The following is an 18,712-nucleotide window of genomic DNA, read 5'->3' on the forward strand; positions in this document are numbered from 1 at the left end:
TATCCCGCTAAGAATCTTCTTAACAAACAAAACCCGCTTTTTAAGTAAAGCAGGTCTTGCATATCAGTCTAACTAGATAATCGGCATGACGATCTTGGTTAAAAGCTCAGTTTCAGGAACATCCTGTGGAGAATTAAAGTAGTATTCATAGGAAACTCCGGCAGGGGTATAACCATTTTCTTTAATCCAGGCTGCCATCTCACTATAGGGTTGCTCCATGCCGCTGTAGGGACCCTTGTACATTGCGGATACGACTTTGCCTGCCGGAATTTCCCGTGCCTTTATAGTGTCTTTCTCCGGCAGCAATTTAGCAACCGGAAAACCCATTTCAACATCAAGATTTTGCATGTCCAGGTTGTGGTAGGCGGTAAAAGGGGCAAATACCATTTCCTCGCCAAGTTCCTGTAAATAGGCCATAATTTTCATGTAACTTTCACCGATAACCTGGGGCAATGCTTCCAGGTTGGTAGTGGCTCTTATTGATAATACCGGTTGCGTCTTTTCCTCAGTTAATTCAATCTTCAACATAATTCATCTCTCCTTGCGGTTGATTTCCGGGTAGCTTGCAAGTTACCCGTTAGCTCGTAGACATGTCTTATTACTATGTCCTTTCAACGCAATAATAGCATTCTGAATATGACAACTGTATGTCATATTCAAATTGACTCTTCATATATTTTTAAAGTTTCCCTGGTCCGTTTAATAATGTTATTCCTGATATGAGACGGTTCCAATACTTCAACGAAGCTGCCGTAGGACAAGATATAGCCGTACAGCCATTCATCTTCAGGCCATTTTACTACTACCTCTAGTGATCCATCAGCTTTTTTGGTAATTTGGGATTCGTCGAATTCATCATAAAGACGGTTGAGCACCTTGTCACTAAACTTTAACTTTAGTGCTATTGACGAAAGAGGTTTTTCCAGAACGTCCTGCTCCCAATCCGGTATAGCCTTTGCAATAAATACCTCAGCGGCAACTTGAACATTCTTGATTCGGGATATACGGAACAAGCGATAGCTGCCCCGTTTGCGGCAATAGCCAACAAGATACCACGAGCTGCCTTTATAAAACAGCTTGAGCGGTTCGACAGCGCGACTGCTGCGTTCACCGTTAGTATTAACGTACTCGAAGCTGATTACTTGTCTGTTGATGATTGCCTGCTTAATATCACTGAATTTGTTTTTTTCATTGGGAGAGCTTCCCCAATGCAAAAGATCTATATCTACCCAGTCGTTAGCCTGGGTATTCTTAAAAACTGCCGTCAGCTTCTCGAATATCTTTTCAATTTCCGGATACTGCGTAGCTTGCAGGGTCTTAAGGGCCAGCAGAATATTGCCGCTTTCCTGCTCTGACAATAATGCTTTACTGAGTGTATAGTTTTCTAACAGCGCTATGCCGCCGCCATTGCCTTTGCTCATATAAACGGGAATGCCGGCAGCCGCTAACTCTTCCACGTCACGGTAAATCGTTCGAACAGAAATACCGAAGCGTTCTGCCAGTTCCCTGGCGGTGACTGTCCGCCGGTTAAGCAGCAGTATAGTAATCTCCATTAATCTGGCTAATTTCATTTGAATCACCACCAAAGCCGTCAACATATAACTACTATTGAGATTTCTTTAAGACTACTGCCTTTTCCTGTCTTTAACAGCCTAAAATCGCTTTGTCCTGAAAAATAACAATTCGAGGATAGTAGTTTCCCTAAAATATAATTGTCTATAGAACTAAAAAAAATGCCAGGACATTAAAATATGTCTGGCATTTTTTTATCTTAATCAGCTTTTATTTCTTGCGGCTGTACGGCGTATCAGGCAGCGGCAGACTGGTGCGAATCTTGCCGTCCCGGTGGTAATAGGCAGCAGCTACCGCCGGAGCTGTGGGCACACAAACAATTTCACCAACCCCTTTAGCTCCATAGGCAAGGGTATTATTATTTTCCTCAATAAGCACACATTGAATTTCCGGTACAGCAGTTGCCCGGAACAAGCCCAATGTACCAAATTTCGCTGTTGGCCGACCATCCTGTAAGGGAAAATCCTCTGTCAATGCATAGCCCAGGCCCATAACCACACCGCCTTCAATTTGTCCTTCTACGGTTGTAGGGTTAATGGTTTTGCCCACATCATGGGCGGCGATTACTTTGGCAACTTTTCCATCCTCAGCCAAAATAACCACTTGGGTGGCATAGCCATAAGCCACATGGCTGACCGGATTAGGTTTGTCAGAGTTCATCGGGTCGGTGATTCCTTGATATTCCCGGTAATATTCCCTGCCTTCCAACTCAGCCAACGAATATTTCTCTAAGTCTTCCTTCAGCACCAATGCGGCCAATCTGGCCGCTTCCCCATTGAACAGTGTTTGCCGCGATGCTGTTGACGTGCCTCCGTCCGGTGTTACCGCAGTATCAGGATCATGCGTTGTTAAAAGAGTACCTGGCAACCCTGTGGTCTCAGCAACAATTTGCAATATAATTGTCGCTAAGCCCTGTCCCATACAAGCGGCACTGGTGCAAATCACAACTTTCCCCTGGTCTACTTTGATTTTGACCCGGCCGACATCAGAATTGCCCACCCCCAAACCGCTATTTTTCATTGCACAAGCAATACCGGCGCCAGGATTAGCCGCAAAGACATCTTTTACGGCAAGCAGGGTTTCTTTTAAAGCGGTCCCGGCATCGGCTATCTGCCCATTGGGTAATGGCTTGCCTGGCTCAATAGCATTGCGGAAACGGATTTCCCAGGGAGAAATGCCGATTTTATCCGCCAATAAATTGATATTAGTTTCCATGGCAAAACAGGATTGAGTAACACCAAAACCTCGAAAAGCACCGGCCGGCGGGTTATTAGTGTAAACACCCAAACCGGTAATATCGACATTTTCAATTTGGTAGGGACCTGCCGCATGGGTACAAGCCCGCTGCAATACCGGCCCGCCGAGCGAAGCATAGGCACCGGTGTCAGCCAGCAGATAACCCTTCATGGCGACAATTTTGCCGGTCTCATCACAAGCTGTGGTAAATTCCATTTCCATAGCATGGCGTTTGGGATGTACCCGAATGCTTTCCTGACGGCTCCAGGTCAGCTTTACCGGCTTTTTGGTATGCCATGCTAACAGCGCCGCGTGATGCTGCACGGAAAGATCTTCTTTACCACCGAAGCCGCCGCCGACCAGCTTACTGATAACTCGTACCTGTTCACCTGGTAGCCCGAGCATAGCGGTAATACCATGATGCTCATCGTAAACGCTTTGGCTGCCGGTGTATACCGTAAGCTTCCCGTCAGCTTCCGGTACGGCCACAGCGCTCTCCGGCTCCATAAAGGCGTGTTCGGTAGGCGGAGTTATATATTTTTGGCTAACAACATAGGCAGCCTTGGCAATTGCTTCATCCGCATTCCCACGTTTAAGCACGGTTTTGGCCAGCAGGTTTCCTTTAGGGTGAATGGCAGGAGCATCTTCCGCTAGTGCAGCCTGCGGACTTAAGAGCGGCGGAAGTTCCTGATAATCCACCTTAATTAACTGCAAGGCTTCCCGGGCAATTTTCTTGGAAACTGCCGCCACAAGCGCCAGCGAATCGCCGACATAACGGGTCTCTTCCCCCTCGGCAATCATTACCGGCCAGTCGTGGACAATATGCCCCAGAAAGCGTTTACCCGGTACATCTTTTGCCGTTAGTACGGCGGCCACACCAGGATATGCCACGGCCGCGCTACTATCTATTTTTTTCACTAAAGCACGCGGGTATTGAGAACGCAAGACAGCGGCATACAGCATGTCAGGCAGCTTTAAGTCATCGGCATATTGCCCGGTTCCGGTTACTTTTTCCTGAGCATCTACCCGCGGCAGACGCTCGCCGATACGGTAACTGCCGGCTGGCGGAGGAATAAATCCCTCACGCAGCGCCTTAGCCGCCATGGAGATGGCCTTTTCAATTTTTACATATCCTGTACAGCGGCAAAGGTTGCCCTGCAAGGCTTTTTTTATTTCCCCCGCATTAGGAGCCGGTTTTTGATCCAGCAAACCTTTTGCGCTTATAACCATACCGGGGATACAAAACCCGCATTGTACGGCTCCGGCTTCGGCAAAGGCCCAGCTATAAACCGCTTTTTCCTGTTCGGATAAACCTTCTACGGTTATGACCTGTTTATCGTGCACCTTAGCAAGCGTAAGCAAACAAGCACGCATAGCTTTGCCGTCAAGCAGCACCATACAGGCCCCGCAGGCCCCTTCCCCACAACCGTTTTTCACTGAGGTCAGCCGCAGCTCTTCACGCAAATATTCAAGCAAGTTCCCGTCTTCCGGAGCGGAATACAAGCTGCCGTTAATGGTTATTGCAAACATACCCTACACTCCTTTTTGCGGAAATGGCTTGCGGAACAAATATTGTCCCTGGGGGTTACCGGTACAAATTTTCCCATCCTTTACTACTTGCCGTCCTCTGAGAAAAACATGAACAGCCTGCCCCTGCTGCGTCATTCCTTCATAAGGACTGTAATCTACGTTATGGGCATGGGATGAAGCGCTGATGGTAACTTGCCGCCGTTCATCCCACACGACTAAGTCAGCATCACTGCCCGGAGCAATCGTACCTTTTTGCGGATAAAGCCCAAATAGCTTTGCGGGTTGTGTCGCCAGTTTGTCAACAAACTGGGTAAGGCTGAGTTTTCTGGCCTTTACGCCATAGGTATATAAAAGTCCTAATCTATGCTCAACCCCGGGAGCACCATTAGGTATCTTGCTAAAATCATCGCGCCCGAGCTCCTTTTGGCCTTGAAGGTTAAAGGAACAATGGTCTGTAGCAACAATGTCCAAAATTCCGGTTCTCAGTCCTTTCCACAAATGTTCCTGGTTGGCTTTAGCCCGAATTGGCGGCGATATGACATATTTGGCACAGTCAAAACCAGCATCCTGATACACACTGTCATCAAGAACTAAGTACTGCGGACACGTTTCTGCAAATACTCTAGTTCCCCGGGCTTTCGCTGCGGCTACCGTTTCCAGCGATTCGCGACAGCTCAAATGTACAACCAACACGGGAGCACCCGTCATCTCAGCCATTACCGTGAGCCTGTTTACCGCTTCTTGCTCAACTTGCGGCGGACGGGATAAAGGATGAAAGCAGGGAGCCAGCTTCCCTGCCTGGCGAAGCTGACGGATCAAATTCTCGATAATGTCACCATTTTCACAGTGGACACAGGTAAGAATTCCGTATTCCCGGCAATGCTCCAACACTTGAAACAAAGCACTGTCATCGAGCTGCATTGCATTTTTATAGGCCATATACAGCTTTACCGAAGTTACACCGGCCTCATCACTCAGCCAGGACATTTCCCGGGCAATTTTATCGTTCCAATCACTGATCGCCATGTGAAAACCGTAGTCACAGTAGCTTTTCCCTGCTGCCCGCCTATGCCAGTTGTCCAACCCCTGGCGCAGCGTTTCTCCCTTAAACTGGGTTGCATAATCAATAACAGTAGTTGTACCACCAAGAATAGCCGCCCGTGACCCACTGGCAAAATCGTCGGCTGTCGCTATATTGCCTACAGGCAAATCAAAATGGGTATGGGCATCGATACCGCCGGGGAATATATAGCACCCTTCGGCCGCCACTACGTCATCCCCCGTCTGGTCAAGATTACTGCCAATTGCGGCAATCTGCTCTCCCCCAATACGAATATCGGCTGCATAACAATCGGCATCGGTGACAATGGTGCCACCACGCAAAATTGTCCCCATAAAAACCCCTCCTGTCTTATATGAAATCCAATAAAGACTTACTGAAACTATCCTCGCCCGTCTTTCTAACCCGTAAGCCCTTATTGCATTTTATATTGGAAGCTAACTACCCGAAGTAAAGGAGCAAGATCATGCTAAAAAAACTCTTCATTGAATTACCAACAGATACATACAAAATACTTAGCCTATTTAAAACCGCAGAGATACTCCCACCAGGAGCATCTCTGCTTGTTTTTACTACAGATACACGTGAGTCCCCGTTTTACCAGCTACTGCTTCTGCCAGAGACTCCGGATTGGTAATAATGGCTTTTTTTACTGCCATTCTCCATGAAGGCAATTATGGCCTCAACTATTTTTATCTGCCACCCATCAGCAGAGTCATAACCGCTTTGGCTGTATGTAGACGGTTTTCAGCTTCATCGTACACGACGGAGTGCGGACCGTCGATTACCGAATTTTCTACTTCGTTGTTGCGGTCTGCCGGCAATGCGTGCATGTACATTACATTTTTGTCGGCGGTAGCCATTTTTGCTTCTGTACACTTCCAGGATTTATGGGCTTTCAGTTTGTCATCAACAACGGCTACAGCACCCGCAGCAGCCAAACCGGTTTGGTCATTTACCCAGTTGCCCCAGTTTTTCGGAATTACGATATGCGCTCCTTCATAAGCTTCCGCTTCATTGTCGGTAACGGTAACACTGCCGCCGTATTTTGCTGCATTCGCTTTGGCCTGGGCAATAACCCAGTCAGGCAGTTCCCAGCCTTTGGGATGAGCCAATACTACATCCATGCCATAACGAGGGAAGAGCAGCACTTGGGATACAGGTACTGAAATTGGTTTTTTGTGGCTTTCGGCATACGCCCAGATAATGGAGACTTTTACCCGTTTTAAATCACCGATTTTTTCTTTCATGGTCATCAGGTCGGCCAACGCCTGGAACGGATGATACAAGTCGCATTGCAGGTTCATAATCGGCTTAGTGGACCATTTGGCCATTTCTGTCAGGTACTTGTTGCCATAGCCCCAGTTGCAGTACCGGCAGGCAATAGCATGGCCGAAGCGGGATAGGATGATAGCGGTGTCTTTGGCGCTTTCGCCATGTGCAATTTGCATGCTGCTGGAATCTAAGAATCCGGCATGGCCGCCTAATTGGGCAAAACCGGCTTCCATGGAGTTTCTGGTTCGGGTAGATTGTTCAAAGAACATTAAGAACATGGATTGATGGAGCAAATACGGAGTCGGTATACCCATGGCAAATTTTTTCTTCAGGTCTAAAGAGACCTCAAGCATTGTATCTACTTCTTCTTTGGTGAAGTCTTCCAAGTTAATAAAATGTCTTCCTCTGAATACTGTTTGCATCGTAAATTCCTCCCTAAAATAATCATGTTATATATATTTATGGTGTAATTACCATAACAAACTTGGCTAATGGCAGCTTTACACTGCTAATTGGCTTTTTCCAATTTTCTTTTTATTAATATATTGCAAAAACTATGCCAAATTTTCTCATTCCACTAAAATTAAGAAATCCAAAGATAACTCAGGAAAGAGTTTACCGATCCTGCCATCGATTTCAGCCTTTATTATATTTTTATACCGTTTTCAAAATTCAAAAAAATTACTTAAAATTACTATTTGACGCTTATCAAAATGATAATTTATATCATTTTGATAAGCGTCAGAGATCTTTCTTGGAGACTTTATCCTTTTACCTACAGTAAGCTACTTTTCAACTTTTTAAATGCCTGTACAGGAACCTATTTATTATCAAATTGATAATAAACTATCTGGCGGTACTTTTCTTTCAATAGCAATGCTAAATTTTGAATCTACCGACCATTTCTTGCATTGCAACCGCCATATCTGCCAGCTTTTGACTTGATGCCGCAATTTCTTCCATGGCTGCTGATTGCTCCTCGGTAGCCGCCGACACCGTTTGTGTTTGGCTGGCAATATCTTTACTAATATCGTTAATATTCTTGACCGTACCGGCAATACGACCGCCATAATCAGACATGTGCGCAATTGCTGCAGTAATTGTTTTTATTCCTTCTGATAAGCCAGCTATTTGCCCTATTATTGCATGAAAGGTACTTCCCGCCGCCGTTACTACTTCTGTCCCTGATTTTACAGCGACCGTACCACTTTTCATTGCCTCAACAGCTAATTCTGAGTCCTTCTGAATTTCACCGATTACGCTGGTAATTTGTTGGGCTGCTGCCTCAGATTGTTCGGCTAACTTCCGAACTTCGTCAGCAACAACGGCAAACCCCCGCCCCTGCTCACCAGCCCGGGCGGCCTCAATCGCCGCATTAAGCGCCAACAAATTCGTCTGAGTTGCAATAGCCGAAATTGCCCCAACAAAGCTGCCAATTTCTTTCGATCGATTTCCTAGCTTTAGAATAATCCCGGCTGTATTAGTTACCGTACTTTCAATCGCAGCCATCTGACTAACAACTGAAGTCAGGAGTTTCTCGCCCTGCAGCGCTTGAGCAGTGGTTTTTTCCGATACGGCAGTCACATCGGCTGCTGTTTGTACAGTTTGTTCAATTCCTATGGTTAGTTGGCCAACGACATCTACAGCACCGGCTACAGCAGCAGTTTGCGCTACCGTTCCCTGAGCAGTCTGATTAATAGCATCCGCCACTTGACCGGCGGCCTGAGCAGTCTGTTCAGAAGTTAGAAGTAACTGCTGTGAAGCCTCCTTTACCTGCCGGGAGGCTTTTAACACATTCGCAATAGTTGCACTTTGACTATTCAGCATTTTGTTAAAGGCATGTGCCAATTCACCAATTTCATCTTGCGCCTTAACTTCGAGGCGCTGCGTTAAATCACTGTCACCGGTGGCAATTTCGTTTAGCCGTCTGGCAACATATTTAATCCGCCGGAACAAATAGCCGCTGAAGAAGGCGATAGTTATAGTTAAAATAACAACAGCAAAAATAGAACCTATAATAATTTTTATCAATATCCCGTTCAACTTGCCGGTATATTCGGCAAGTGGCACATCAAGCAGCATAAACCATTCGGTATTGGGAATTTGCGCAGCAAAAATTATATCTTTTTCACCATTTACCGTAAGTATCCGATTACCGCCGCCTGCTTCCATTAACTCTCTGACTATTTGGCCATAACCGGGGCTGACATCAAATAAGTTTTTTAGCACCAGACTCTTATCAGGATGGTGAAACACTATGCCTTTTTTATGAATAATGAAGACTTTATCACTTTGACCAATGTGAAAATCAGTATTTTCCTGAAAAACAGTGTTTACCCGCGTAGCTCCTGTTACTACACCGGTAACCTTTCCATCCTGTACCACAGGTATGCCGACAGTCACAATATATTGACCGGGATCCTGTTTACTGGAGAAGGGATTGGAAATGGCTATTTTGCCTTGCATCATAACCGGGAAAGTTTCTTGTGCGGCAATATTGATTACAGAACCCTCCTGAGTAACCAGCTTGCCGCTCGTATCTCCAAAACCCAAAGAAAAGTACATACCATTCGAGCGATCGACTTCCTGGCGCAGATAAGCAGTAACTTTCTTAACATCACCACTCTTTACGACTTCGGTATTGGCCATTACTGAAACTTCTGCCTGCCTGGCCTGAATCCAGGTTGAAAGCTTTTGTGCATTAATATTTACTGTCTGCTGTGCACTTTTTTCGAGCGAGCTGATTATTTCCTGCCGCGCCTGATAATAATTCATCCAGCTAAGCAATAGGATACAAACAGCAAACACCCCGGAAACAGCTGCTACGGCCTTTCGCTTTAACGACATACTCTGGCCCACGACTCTCCCCTCCATTTCGGTGCTACAAATTATGTTTTTCTAACTAAGAATAGTAGTTAGCGAATCTCTTGCCTTAAAAAAAAGATGAGCCAGGTACTCCCGACTCATCTACGCTTTTCCTTTGACAAAGGAAATTAGTTATATAAGTGTTGCAAATTACTTTGACACATCACTCTTCTAAATTATCACAATAGACTTGTATTGCCTCCCGTAGAAAGAGAGCAAATCCACATCGGTATTGATCAAGTTTCATCGTAAAGCGCTCATCATAAGCATATATGTCTCCAAGCAGTTTGAGGACTTCAGGAGTACAATTACAAACTTCCTCTTCTATATGCTGTCTTAATTCACCGATTATTTTTTGTACCTCTTGATCGGCAGCACCTTTATCCATATTCTCCACTAATCTTCTATAGATTTTATTTGCCCGGTTTCTGATGCTTGCCCAATCTTTTTCGGTGCTGCCCCCTATTCCTCCACACATCCGAAGAGAGCCGGCCTGTTAGTATACAAATAATTAAATACTGCTAGTGCCTGATCAAGTGCAGCCTCGCCTGTCTCCACCAGTTGACCTTGTACCAAGTGATGGGTAGTAACTTCACCATTAACACGTACCAATACTTCTTCGCCTGTGACTAAAAAACCATTGTTCTGACTATGTTCAAAATCGTCATGCCGGCTAAATACAGTAATCTTGTCAGTATACGGACGGCCTTCCCACGGACAGAAATTGGCACAGTTACCACATTCGTTGCAGAACGCATCCAAATGGACAACCTGATTATAGTTGGCAAAACCATCACTTATACGAACAGCCAAATTAGCACGGTTGGGGCAAACTTCCACACATTTGTTGCAAACATAGTTACATTCCAGACAGCGGCTGGCTTCCCTATCTCCGGTAGCCACAGCCACTATGCCGGGACCTTCGGCAGCCAGTGCGGACGCCCTTGTCAAACCAAGCTTCTTGGCCACGATATTTCGTGCTTGTTCCTCTTCAGCTTTACCCTGCTCGGCAGCTTTGACAGCAAAACAGGCCAGCTCTTTCTGGCAGATAGCATCTGCTGCTTTGCGTCCGTCGGCAATACACCGCACAATTGAAGAAGCGCCTTGACGGGCATCACCGACTAAATATACGTTCTCCAGATTGGTAGCTTGCTGACCTTGAGTAGCAATTCCCAGGTTCAAAAGCAGCTCTGTATTAATATCTTCACCAATTGAAATGATGATGGTATCGGCTTGGAAGGTTTTATACTGGCCGGTCGCTTCCGGCTTCCGGCGGCCGCTGGCATCCGGGCTGCCAAGCTGCATAACCTGGCAGATGAGATTGCCCTCACTATCAATTCTGTCCGGGTTAACCAGGAAGTTAAAGTCGACACAATCACCGGCTGCCAGATGGTATTCAGCGCGGTCGGCAGGCATTTCACTGATAGAACGGCGATATACAATCGTACTTCTTTCCACACCTTTTACCCGTAAAGCGGTACGGCTGGCGTCCATAGCCGTGTTCCCCGCACCAATAGTTACAACCGTTTTGCCTAAATTGAGAGCAGACGCGTCTTTATTAAACTGCTCCAAAAACTTCAGTGCCGGAATGATCTGCGGTTTTTTGCCGCCTTCCGCTGTAAGAGTAAACGGTTTCTCAGCCCCTGCGCCTACAGCAACAATTACGTACTTATACCCTTGTTTTTGAAGTCCTGCCGGGGTAAGCTGCGGGCTGGAATTAAAGACAAATTCTACGCCATGTTCTTTGATAAAATTAATATCACTGTCAATGGTTTCACGACTAATACGGAAATTAGGAATGACATGCTGCACCGTGCCACCGGCACTGGAGCGGGTTTCGTACACGGTTACGCTGAACCCCTGCCGGGCTAAGAAGTACGCGGAAGCAAGTCCGGCCGGGCCTGCACCCATAACCGCCACCTTGACACCATTTTTATTTGTGGGTAAACAATAGTTTTTGCGGTACTCGTTCCAGCCTTGTTCAACCGCCAGACGCTTGACTTCACGGATCTCTACACAGCCTTCATAGTCTAAGCGGGTACAATGATACTGGCAAGCATGATCGCAGATTGTGCCGGTAATGCCTGGCAAGGCATTTTTCTCATAGATAAGCGCCAACGCTTCCGCATAGCGTTTCTGTCCTACCAGCCGAATATATTCCGGAATATCCTGGTTAATCGGACAAGCTGTTTTACACGGTGCGGCAGCACAATCAAATAACGGCAGCGGGCTCTTAATAGAAGCTTTGGCTAAGCCGCGGAACTCCTTCTGCGAATAGTCGGCAGTCAAAGCTTTTTTCGCCAGGGCTTGCAATTTGGCAACATCAATTTTGTCACATTCCCAGCCGGGAGCTGTTTCGAGTTTAGCCGCAATTGCCGCCATTCGAGCATAACCGCCTGGTTTAAGTATCTCTGTCGCCATAGTAACAGGCCTAATTCCTGTGGCAAAAACGTCTAATGCATTGTGTTCGGTAATACCGCCGGAGAACGAAATAGGCATTTGGCCGCCAAATTCTGCCGAAATTTTCACAGCAAGGTTAATGGATAGGGGAAATAGCGCCCGGCCTGACATATACATTTCACCACCTGGCAGCTTCCCTTTAAAGTTAACCGACCCCAGTGTATTTGTCAGCTTGACGCCAAAGAAGCGTCCTTGCTCATTCGCCAGCTTTTTTAACCTTGTTAGCATCGGAATAGCATCAGTATATTGCAAATCATGGTCAAATGCTTCTTCCGACAATTGCACATAAGTAAAACCGGTACTATCAAGAATTGAACGTACCCCTTGATAAGTCAGTAAGGTCGGATTAAGTTTAACATAAATATTAATTTTCTTTTCTGTCAGAAGATATTTGCAGATTCGTTCAATTTCATCCGGCGGACAGCCATGCATAGTGGACAGCGTCATAGACTGGCAAATGTTGCCCGAAATCCGCTTGGATAACCCTTTCAGCATAGACAGCCGCGCTTCTAAGCCGGTGCCTTTCAGAAAGCTGCCGTCAGCAATAAGTTCGTCTACTTCCTTCAGGCAGCGGGTAAAGTAAGGATGCTGCGAGGCGTCCATCATATTATTCAGATAGGCATCCATACGTGGTGAACTGATTCCTGCAAGGTTGTAACCGGCACTCATATTGAAGATAAAAGAGCGCTTGCCACTTTTGCTAAGTTCTAACGTTTCTTCGACAACATGCAATAGCACCCAGGCTTTGATATATTCTTCGTAGGCTTTTTCTACCGTATATTCGCTTGACCATTCGGTGTTGAAGCATTCATCTTCAGCATCAATACACGGCTTGGCAACAGGCGGCTCCTGCTCTTGCACTGTTTTAAGCTCAATAAAGCGGGCACCTGCTAGGTAGGAAACAAGAATGTTCTGGGCTAATTGGGTATGTGGACCGGCAGCTGGACCCACGGCCGTCTCGATGGTTTCACCAAATAAAGAAAAAGTTTTGTCGCTTTGCTTATGGAAGAAATGGCTGGCCGGATAGCCAAAAATGGCCTGATCGGCTGCATATTCTTCAAATACCCGTACAATAAGTTCACGAAGGGGAACAGGTCTCATCAAGTCGCCCATTATTTATTCCTCCTAGTCATTTTTTATTCGCACACAGCAATGGCTTCTACTTCTACGAGTGCATCTTTCGGCAGACGAGCTGCTTCGATGCAGGCACGTGCCGGAAACTCCTTGGTAAAATACTCAGCATAAACAGCATTAACTGCTGCAAAATCGTTCATGTCTTTCAGAAAAACAGTTGTCTTGACCACATCATTGGCACCAAGTCCGGCGCTATAAAGTATAGCCATAACGTTTTCCAAAGATTGTTTAGCCTGGGCTTCTACCTTAGCCGGAATTGTGCCGTCAGCCGGGTTTACCGGTAATTGCCCGGATATAAATAGCAGGCCGTTGGCTTTGATCGCCTGGGAATAGGGGCCGATAGCGGCAGGTGCTTTGTCTGTGCTAACATTGGTTTTCATCGGTATAACCTCCTAAAGTTAATTTTATTTTTTGCGGCTATAAGGTGTATGAGCGAGAGGCAAGTCCGGACGGATTTTACCATCCAGCCTGAAATAAGCGGCGGCAACAGCCGGAGCGGTAGGGACGGAAGTAATTTCGCCCACGCCTTTGGCACCATAGGCCAGTTCGGCCTTATTTTTTTCGATAATAATAGGTTTAATTTCCGGAGCATTACCGGCCCGGAAAAGGCCCAATGTACCAAATTTAACCTGTGGAATACCATCTTTAATCGGAAAGTCTTCCGTTAAAGCGTAGCCTAAACTCATTACTACGCCGCCTTCAATCTGCCCTTCAACGCCTGTCGGGTTAATCGCTTTACCCACATCATGGGCGGCAACTACTTTTTCAATTTTACCGGCTTCATTCAGGATAACTACCTGACTGGCGTAGCCATAGGCAACATGACTGACCGGATTGGGTTTATCGGAACCCATCGGGTCTGTTATGCCGGAATATTCGCCATAAAACTCCCGGCCTTCCAGTTCAGAGAGCGTAGCGCCGGCCAGGGCACCCTTGAGCTTTAGAGCAGCTTGCCGGGTAGCTTCGCCGGTAAATACTGTCTGGCGGGATGCGGTGGTAGTGCCGGAATCAGGCGTAAGGTAGGTATCAGGCTCGACGGCGGCCATCTGGGAGGAAGAAATTCCTGCTGTTTCGGCCAGAACCTGACTCATCACCGTGATTAATCCCTGACCGATACAGGCAGCCCCTGTATAAATAACGGCCTTGCCATCCTCAATTTTAATTTTGACCCGGCCAATGTCAGGAAGTCCCACCCCGATACCGGCGTTTTTCATTGCACAGGCTAGCCCGGCATACGGACTGGATTCAAAATATTCCTTAACTGCCAGTAAGGTTTCTTTAAGCGCAGTGCCCTGGTCGGCAATTTGGCCGTTAGGCAATACCTTACCTGGTTCAATGGCGTTGCGCCAACGCATCTCCCATTGTGAAATACCAACTTTTTCCGCCAATACATTGATATTACTTTCCATGGCAAAGCAGGACTGAGTTACGCCAAATCCCCGGAAAGCTCCCGCTGGCGGGTTATTGGTATAAACACCTAAGCCCACAATATCGACATGCGGGATTTGGTAAGGGCCGGCAGCATGGGTACACGCCCGCTGCAACACCGGTCCGCCAAGTGAGGCATACGCTCCGGTATCGGCAATTAATTCGGCCTTCATCGCAGTAATGATGCCATTTTCATCACAAGCGGTCGTAAATTTCATTTCCATAGCGTGACGTTTGGGATGAACATTAATGCTTTCCTGGCGGGTCAGGGTATTTTTGACCGGTTTCCTCGTATGCCAGGCAAGCAGGGCGGCATGATGCTGTACAGACAGATCCTCTTTACCGCCAAAGCCCCCGCCCACCATTTTGCTGACAACCCTGACATCATGCTCTCCTACTCCCAGGAGAGAAACAATACCGTGATGGTCATCATAAACATTTTGACCACCGCTATAGACCGTCAAAGTACCGTCGGCATTAGGCACTGCCACAGCACTTTCCGGTTCGAGAAAAGCGTGTTCAGTAGGTGGCGTTTGATAATCCTGGGTTACGACATATTTGGCTTTGGCAATAGCGTCCTCAACATTGCCACGTCTAAGCACTGTTTTGGCTAACAAGTTTCCCTTGGGATGAAGCTGCGGCGCATTTTCCTCAAGCGCTTTGCGGGGGGAAAGCAACGGTGTCAGCTCTTCATAGTCTACTTTTATTAATTTTACAGCCTCTTGGGCTATTTTTTTGCTTGTGGCAGCGACAGCGGCTAGGGCGTCACCGATATAGCGTGTCTCTTCCTCTTCGGCGATAAACGCCGGCCAGTCGGGAATAATGTGTCCCTGATGGCGCCGGCCGGGGATATCCTTTGCCGTAATTACCGCTTCGACACCTGGCAATGCCAGCGCAGCCGACGTATCAATCTTTTTGATAAAAGCCCGGGCGCATGGTGCGCGGAGGATAGCAGCATGCAGCATACCTTCCACGTACATATCATCAACATATTGGGCCGTACCTAAGGTTTTATCTTTAGCATCAACCCGTGGCATTCTGTCGCCCACTTTATAATCAAGGCTTGCCGGCGGCACAAAATCTTCGCGCAAAGCGTTAGCAGCCATTAACACGGCTTGTTCAATTTTGACATAACCGGTACAGCGGCAAACATTACCATGTAATGCTTTTTTTACTTCAACAGAAGTAGGAGCTGGCGTTTTATCAATTAACCCTTTGGCACTAATCACCATGCCAGGAATGCAGAAACCGCACTGCACGGCGCCTGCTGTAGAAAATGCCCAGCTATAAATGTTCTTTTCCAGTGCTGACAAGCCTTCCACTGTCAGCACTGCTTTGCCGCTGACCTTGGCAGTTGTCAGTAAACAAGCTCGCGTAGCTTTACCGTCAAGAAGCACCATACATGCTCCACAAGCGCCTTCAGCACAGCCATTTTTTACAGAAGTAAGCCGGGCATAATCCCGTAAATATTCTAATAGATTTATATCTTGACCAACACTAACCTGCTGGCCGTTCAGCATAAAATTATACACACTCATCCCTCCTGATTAGGAAAGGTTTGCTGATATTATACGAGGTGGCGGGCATCCTCCTCTTCACAGATAAAGTCGGTTCCCTTTTTGCCACACTCATTGAAGACGTAGTTGAGGGTAAGTGCAACAATACTGCCAGCGGTAATACCGCTATGAAGAATTAACTGGGCAAACAGTGGCATTTTATGATAAAATCCAGGCACAGCCAATGGAATAAGTCCAACACCTAAACTAATAGCCACTATCATTGCATTCTGATTGCCTTCAAACTCAACTTTTGCCAAAGTACGAATGCCGCCGGTAGCTACCATACCAAACATAGCAATGCCGGCACCGCCAAGCACAGGGTTAGGAATAGCGGCAACGATAGCAGCTGCTTTGGGACATAAGCCGAACAAACACAAAATGATTCCGGCAGCCGCCACTACATAGCGACTTTTAATCCCCGATAAAGACAATAAGCCGATGTTTTGAGTAAAAGCCGAGTGCGGGAAGGTATTCATTAACCCTCCCAATAAAGTTGAAAATGAGTCCGCTCTAAGTCCCCTGGCCAAATCCTCGCGATTTACCGGTTTACCGACAATCTCTCCTACCGCAATAATCGAGCCTGTTGTTTCTGTCATAATTACCAAGAATGCCAGTGTTAGCGAAATAATAGACGTTATATCAAAGGTAGGCATACCAAAAGCCAACGTCGTAACCACCGAAAACCAGGCTGCTGTTGATACTTGTGAGAAATCGGTTACACCCAACGGAATGGCCAATAGTGTGCCAAGCACCAACCCCAGCAGTACGGCGATATTACACCAAAAACCTTTAAGCAGCCGGTACAATACAATAATAATGGTTAATACAGTAAATGCCAGCCCGATATTCTGCAAATCGGCAAAGCCTGCTGCTGCCGGGCTTCCACCGCCTGCCCAACGCACAGCCACCGGTAGAAGTGATACGCCGATCAATGTAACAATGGTGCCTGTTACTACTTTGGGAAAAAACCGGATAAGACTACTAAAAATCGGACTCAAACAATAACCAATAACTCCGACGGCAATAGTACTTCCAAAAATCCCGGCTAACCCATGGGCTTGACCAATCATAACCATCGGCGCAACAGCGGCAAATGATACTCCTTGCATAATAGGAGTCTTAACCCCCATATTCAAAAAACCCAGGGCCTGAATCAAGGTGGCGATTCCAGCCACCACTAAATCACATTGAATAAGGTAAATCACTTGTTCCTGCGGCAGCTTTAGTGCATTAGCGATAATAAGAGGTACTGCCACCGCTCCGGCATACATGGCCATGACATGTTGTAGTCCGTAGGTAAATAACTGACCTTTAGGCAGCATTTCATCGACGGGAGCTACTTCATTTTTCACATTTTGCACCTTCTTTTAAATATTCACAATTTTACACCCACTTGTGTTAGTACTCTACCTAGGTCAATCAATGCTTTATGCTATTGACATTACGCCATCGCCCAGTTGATAAAGAAAACACGGCTTGCGCCGAGCCTTGGCGAAAGAGGAAGCCGATGTTGCCCTTATCCTGTTTTTAAGAAAGTTATACTTTCTGTTAGGGTGAAAAAACTTCGACTTACAGTCTTACTATGACTGAACAGGTAAAACCGCAGAGATACTCCCACAGGGAGCATCTCTGCTTGTTTTTCCTACTGATACACGTGAGTCCCCGTTTTACCGGCTACTGCTTCTGCCAGAGATTCCGGATTGGTAATGATGGCTTTTTTCCCGCCATTCTCCATGAAAGCAATTACGGCCTGAATCTTGGGAAGCATGCTGCCTGGTGCGAAGTGATTTTGCTTAACATATTCTTTTAGTTCACCAACAGTTACTTTATCTAAAGCTTTTTCTTCCGGCTTGCCGTAGTTAAGATACACTTTAGGCACACCGGTAGAGATAATAAGTTCGTCAGCTTGAATTTGTGCTGCCAGCAGACTTGAGGCAAAATCCTTGTCAATTACGGCATCCACGCCTTTCAAACTGCCGTCGGCCTGTTTAACTACAGGAATACCGCCGCCACCAACAGCTACAACACAGTACCCTTCTCTAACTAATTTGTTGATAACGTCTTTTTCAACGATTTCCTGGGGCTTAGGGGAAGCCACCACCCGGCGGTATCCCCGCCCTGAATCACTAACCATAACCCAGTCAGGATTTTCTTTTTGAATCTTTTTCGCTTGTTCTTCAGTGTAGAAGGAGCCGATAGGCTTGGTTGGTTTGGCGAAGGCCGGATCATTACTGTCTACTACTACTTGCGTTATTAAGGTAAGGGCCGATTTACCCATACCCCTTCGCCGGAATTCATTGTCCATAGCCTGCTGGATTTGATAGCCGATGGCACCTTGGGTATCCGCTCCGCAGGAAACTAATGGTACATTGTGCATGCCGGCCATTTCGTTGGCAATTTCCGATCGCCGGAGAATAAACCCGACCTGCGGCCCGTTGCCGTGAGTAACGATTACATCATACCCTTGGTCAATCATACCGATGATATGTTTAGCCGTCTCGCATACGGCGTCGTATTGGTCTTCTACTGTTTGGTGATCGTTATCCCGGATTAAGGAATTGCCGCCTATAGCGATAACAGCTAACTTAGCCAT

The 18,712-nt window shown here is 46.7% G+C and carries 12 protein-coding genes; all 12 read right to left on the bottom strand.

Annotation, left to right across the window (positions count from 1 at the left end):
- Positions 1-72: 72 nt before the first annotated feature.
- The gene (locus tag SRRS_RS21190) at positions 73-528 is read right to left on the bottom strand and encodes a GyrI-like domain-containing protein (RefSeq protein WP_371363334.1); all 456 of its coding nucleotides are present in this window, start codon (positions 526-528) and stop codon (positions 73-75) included.
- 128 nt (positions 529-656) lie between these two features.
- On the bottom strand, positions 657-1,571 hold the full coding sequence (locus SRRS_RS21195) for a helix-turn-helix transcriptional regulator (RefSeq protein ID WP_371363335.1): 915 nt from the start codon (positions 1,569-1,571) through the stop codon (positions 657-659).
- A 211-nt stretch (positions 1,572-1,782) separates the two neighbouring features.
- A complete protein-coding gene (gene xdh, locus SRRS_RS21200) occupies positions 1,783-4,338 on the bottom strand; it encodes a selenium-dependent xanthine dehydrogenase (RefSeq protein WP_371363336.1) in 2,556 nt (851 codons plus the stop codon).
- A 3-nt stretch (positions 4,339-4,341) separates the two neighbouring features.
- The gene (gene hydA / locus SRRS_RS21205; protein ID WP_371363337.1) at positions 4,342-5,733 is read right to left on the bottom strand and encodes a dihydropyrimidinase; all 1,392 of its coding nucleotides are present in this window, start codon (positions 5,731-5,733) and stop codon (positions 4,342-4,344) included.
- Between the two features lie 357 nt (positions 5,734-6,090).
- A complete protein-coding gene (locus SRRS_RS21210; protein WP_371363338.1) occupies positions 6,091-7,095 on the bottom strand; it encodes an ornithine carbamoyltransferase in 1,005 nt (334 codons plus the stop codon).
- 457 nt (positions 7,096-7,552) lie between these two features.
- Positions 7,553-9,532 carry a methyl-accepting chemotaxis protein gene (locus SRRS_RS21215; protein WP_371363339.1) on the bottom strand — a complete coding sequence of 660 codons (1,980 nt, stop codon included), beginning with the start codon at positions 9,530-9,532 and terminating at the stop codon, positions 7,553-7,555.
- Between the two features lie 169 nt (positions 9,533-9,701).
- Positions 9,702-10,016 carry a TipAS antibiotic-recognition domain-containing protein gene (locus SRRS_RS21220; RefSeq protein WP_371363340.1) on the bottom strand — a complete coding sequence of 105 codons (315 nt, stop codon included), beginning with the start codon at positions 10,014-10,016 and terminating at the stop codon, positions 9,702-9,704.
- Positions 10,001-13,111 carry a putative selenate reductase subunit YgfK gene (ygfK, locus tag SRRS_RS21225; protein WP_371363341.1) on the bottom strand — a complete coding sequence of 1,037 codons (3,111 nt, stop codon included), beginning with the start codon at positions 13,109-13,111 and terminating at the stop codon, positions 10,001-10,003. The genes SRRS_RS21220 and ygfK overlap by 16 nt, the downstream gene beginning before the upstream one ends.
- A 23-nt stretch (positions 13,112-13,134) precedes the next feature.
- Entirely contained in the window at positions 13,135-13,512 is a 378-nt protein-coding gene (locus SRRS_RS21230; protein WP_371363343.1) for a RidA family protein, read from the bottom strand.
- Positions 13,513-13,536: 24 nt separating this feature from the next.
- Complete coding sequence (xdh, locus tag SRRS_RS21235; protein ID WP_371363344.1) at positions 13,537-16,092, bottom strand: selenium-dependent xanthine dehydrogenase; 2,556 nt, start codon at positions 16,090-16,092, stop codon at positions 13,537-13,539.
- A 35-nt stretch (positions 16,093-16,127) separates the two neighbouring features.
- Positions 16,128-17,471 carry a nucleobase:cation symporter-2 family protein gene (locus tag SRRS_RS21240; protein WP_371363346.1) on the bottom strand — a complete coding sequence of 448 codons (1,344 nt, stop codon included), beginning with the start codon at positions 17,469-17,471 and terminating at the stop codon, positions 16,128-16,130.
- Between the two features lie 290 nt (positions 17,472-17,761).
- Positions 17,762-18,712: a carbamate kinase gene (gene arcC / locus SRRS_RS21245; protein WP_371363347.1), complete on the bottom strand. Its 951-nt coding sequence runs from the start codon at positions 18,710-18,712 to the stop codon at positions 17,762-17,764.

Origin of the sequence: Sporomusa rhizae (genome assembly GCF_041428845.1) — a bacterium.
Taxonomy (GTDB): Bacteria; Bacillota; Negativicutes; order Sporomusales; family Sporomusaceae; genus Sporomusa; species Sporomusa rhizae.

What these genes read in the sequence shown, in the direction of transcription:
- SRRS_RS21190 (WP_371363334.1), bottom strand. Translation starts at nt 528, where the DNA reads ATGTTGAAGATTGAATTAACTGAGGAAAAGACGCAACCGGTATTATCA.
- SRRS_RS21195 (WP_371363335.1), bottom strand. Translation starts at nt 1,571, where the DNA reads ATGAAATTAGCCAGATTAATGGAGATTACTATACTGCTGCTTAACCGG.
- xdh (WP_371363336.1), bottom strand. Translation starts at nt 4,338, where the DNA reads ATGTTTGCAATAACCATTAACGGCAGCTTGTATTCCGCTCCGGAAGAC.
- hydA (WP_371363337.1), bottom strand. Translation starts at nt 5,733, where the DNA reads ATGGGGACAATTTTGCGTGGTGGCACCATTGTCACCGATGCCGATTGT.
- SRRS_RS21210 (WP_371363338.1), bottom strand. Translation starts at nt 7,095, where the DNA reads ATGCAAACAGTATTCAGAGGAAGACATTTTATTAACTTGGAAGACTTC.
- SRRS_RS21220 (WP_371363340.1), bottom strand. Translation starts at nt 10,016, where the DNA reads ATGTGTGGAGGAATAGGGGGCAGCACCGAAAAAGATTGGGCAAGCATC.
- ygfK (WP_371363341.1), bottom strand. Translation starts at nt 13,111, where the DNA reads ATGGGCGACTTGATGAGACCTGTTCCCCTTCGTGAACTTATTGTACGG.
- SRRS_RS21230 (WP_371363343.1), bottom strand. Translation starts at nt 13,512, where the DNA reads ATGAAAACCAATGTTAGCACAGACAAAGCACCTGCCGCTATCGGCCCC.
- arcC (WP_371363347.1), bottom strand. Translation starts at nt 18,712, where the DNA reads ATGGCTAAGTTAGCTGTTATCGCTATAGGCGGCAATTCCTTAATCCGG.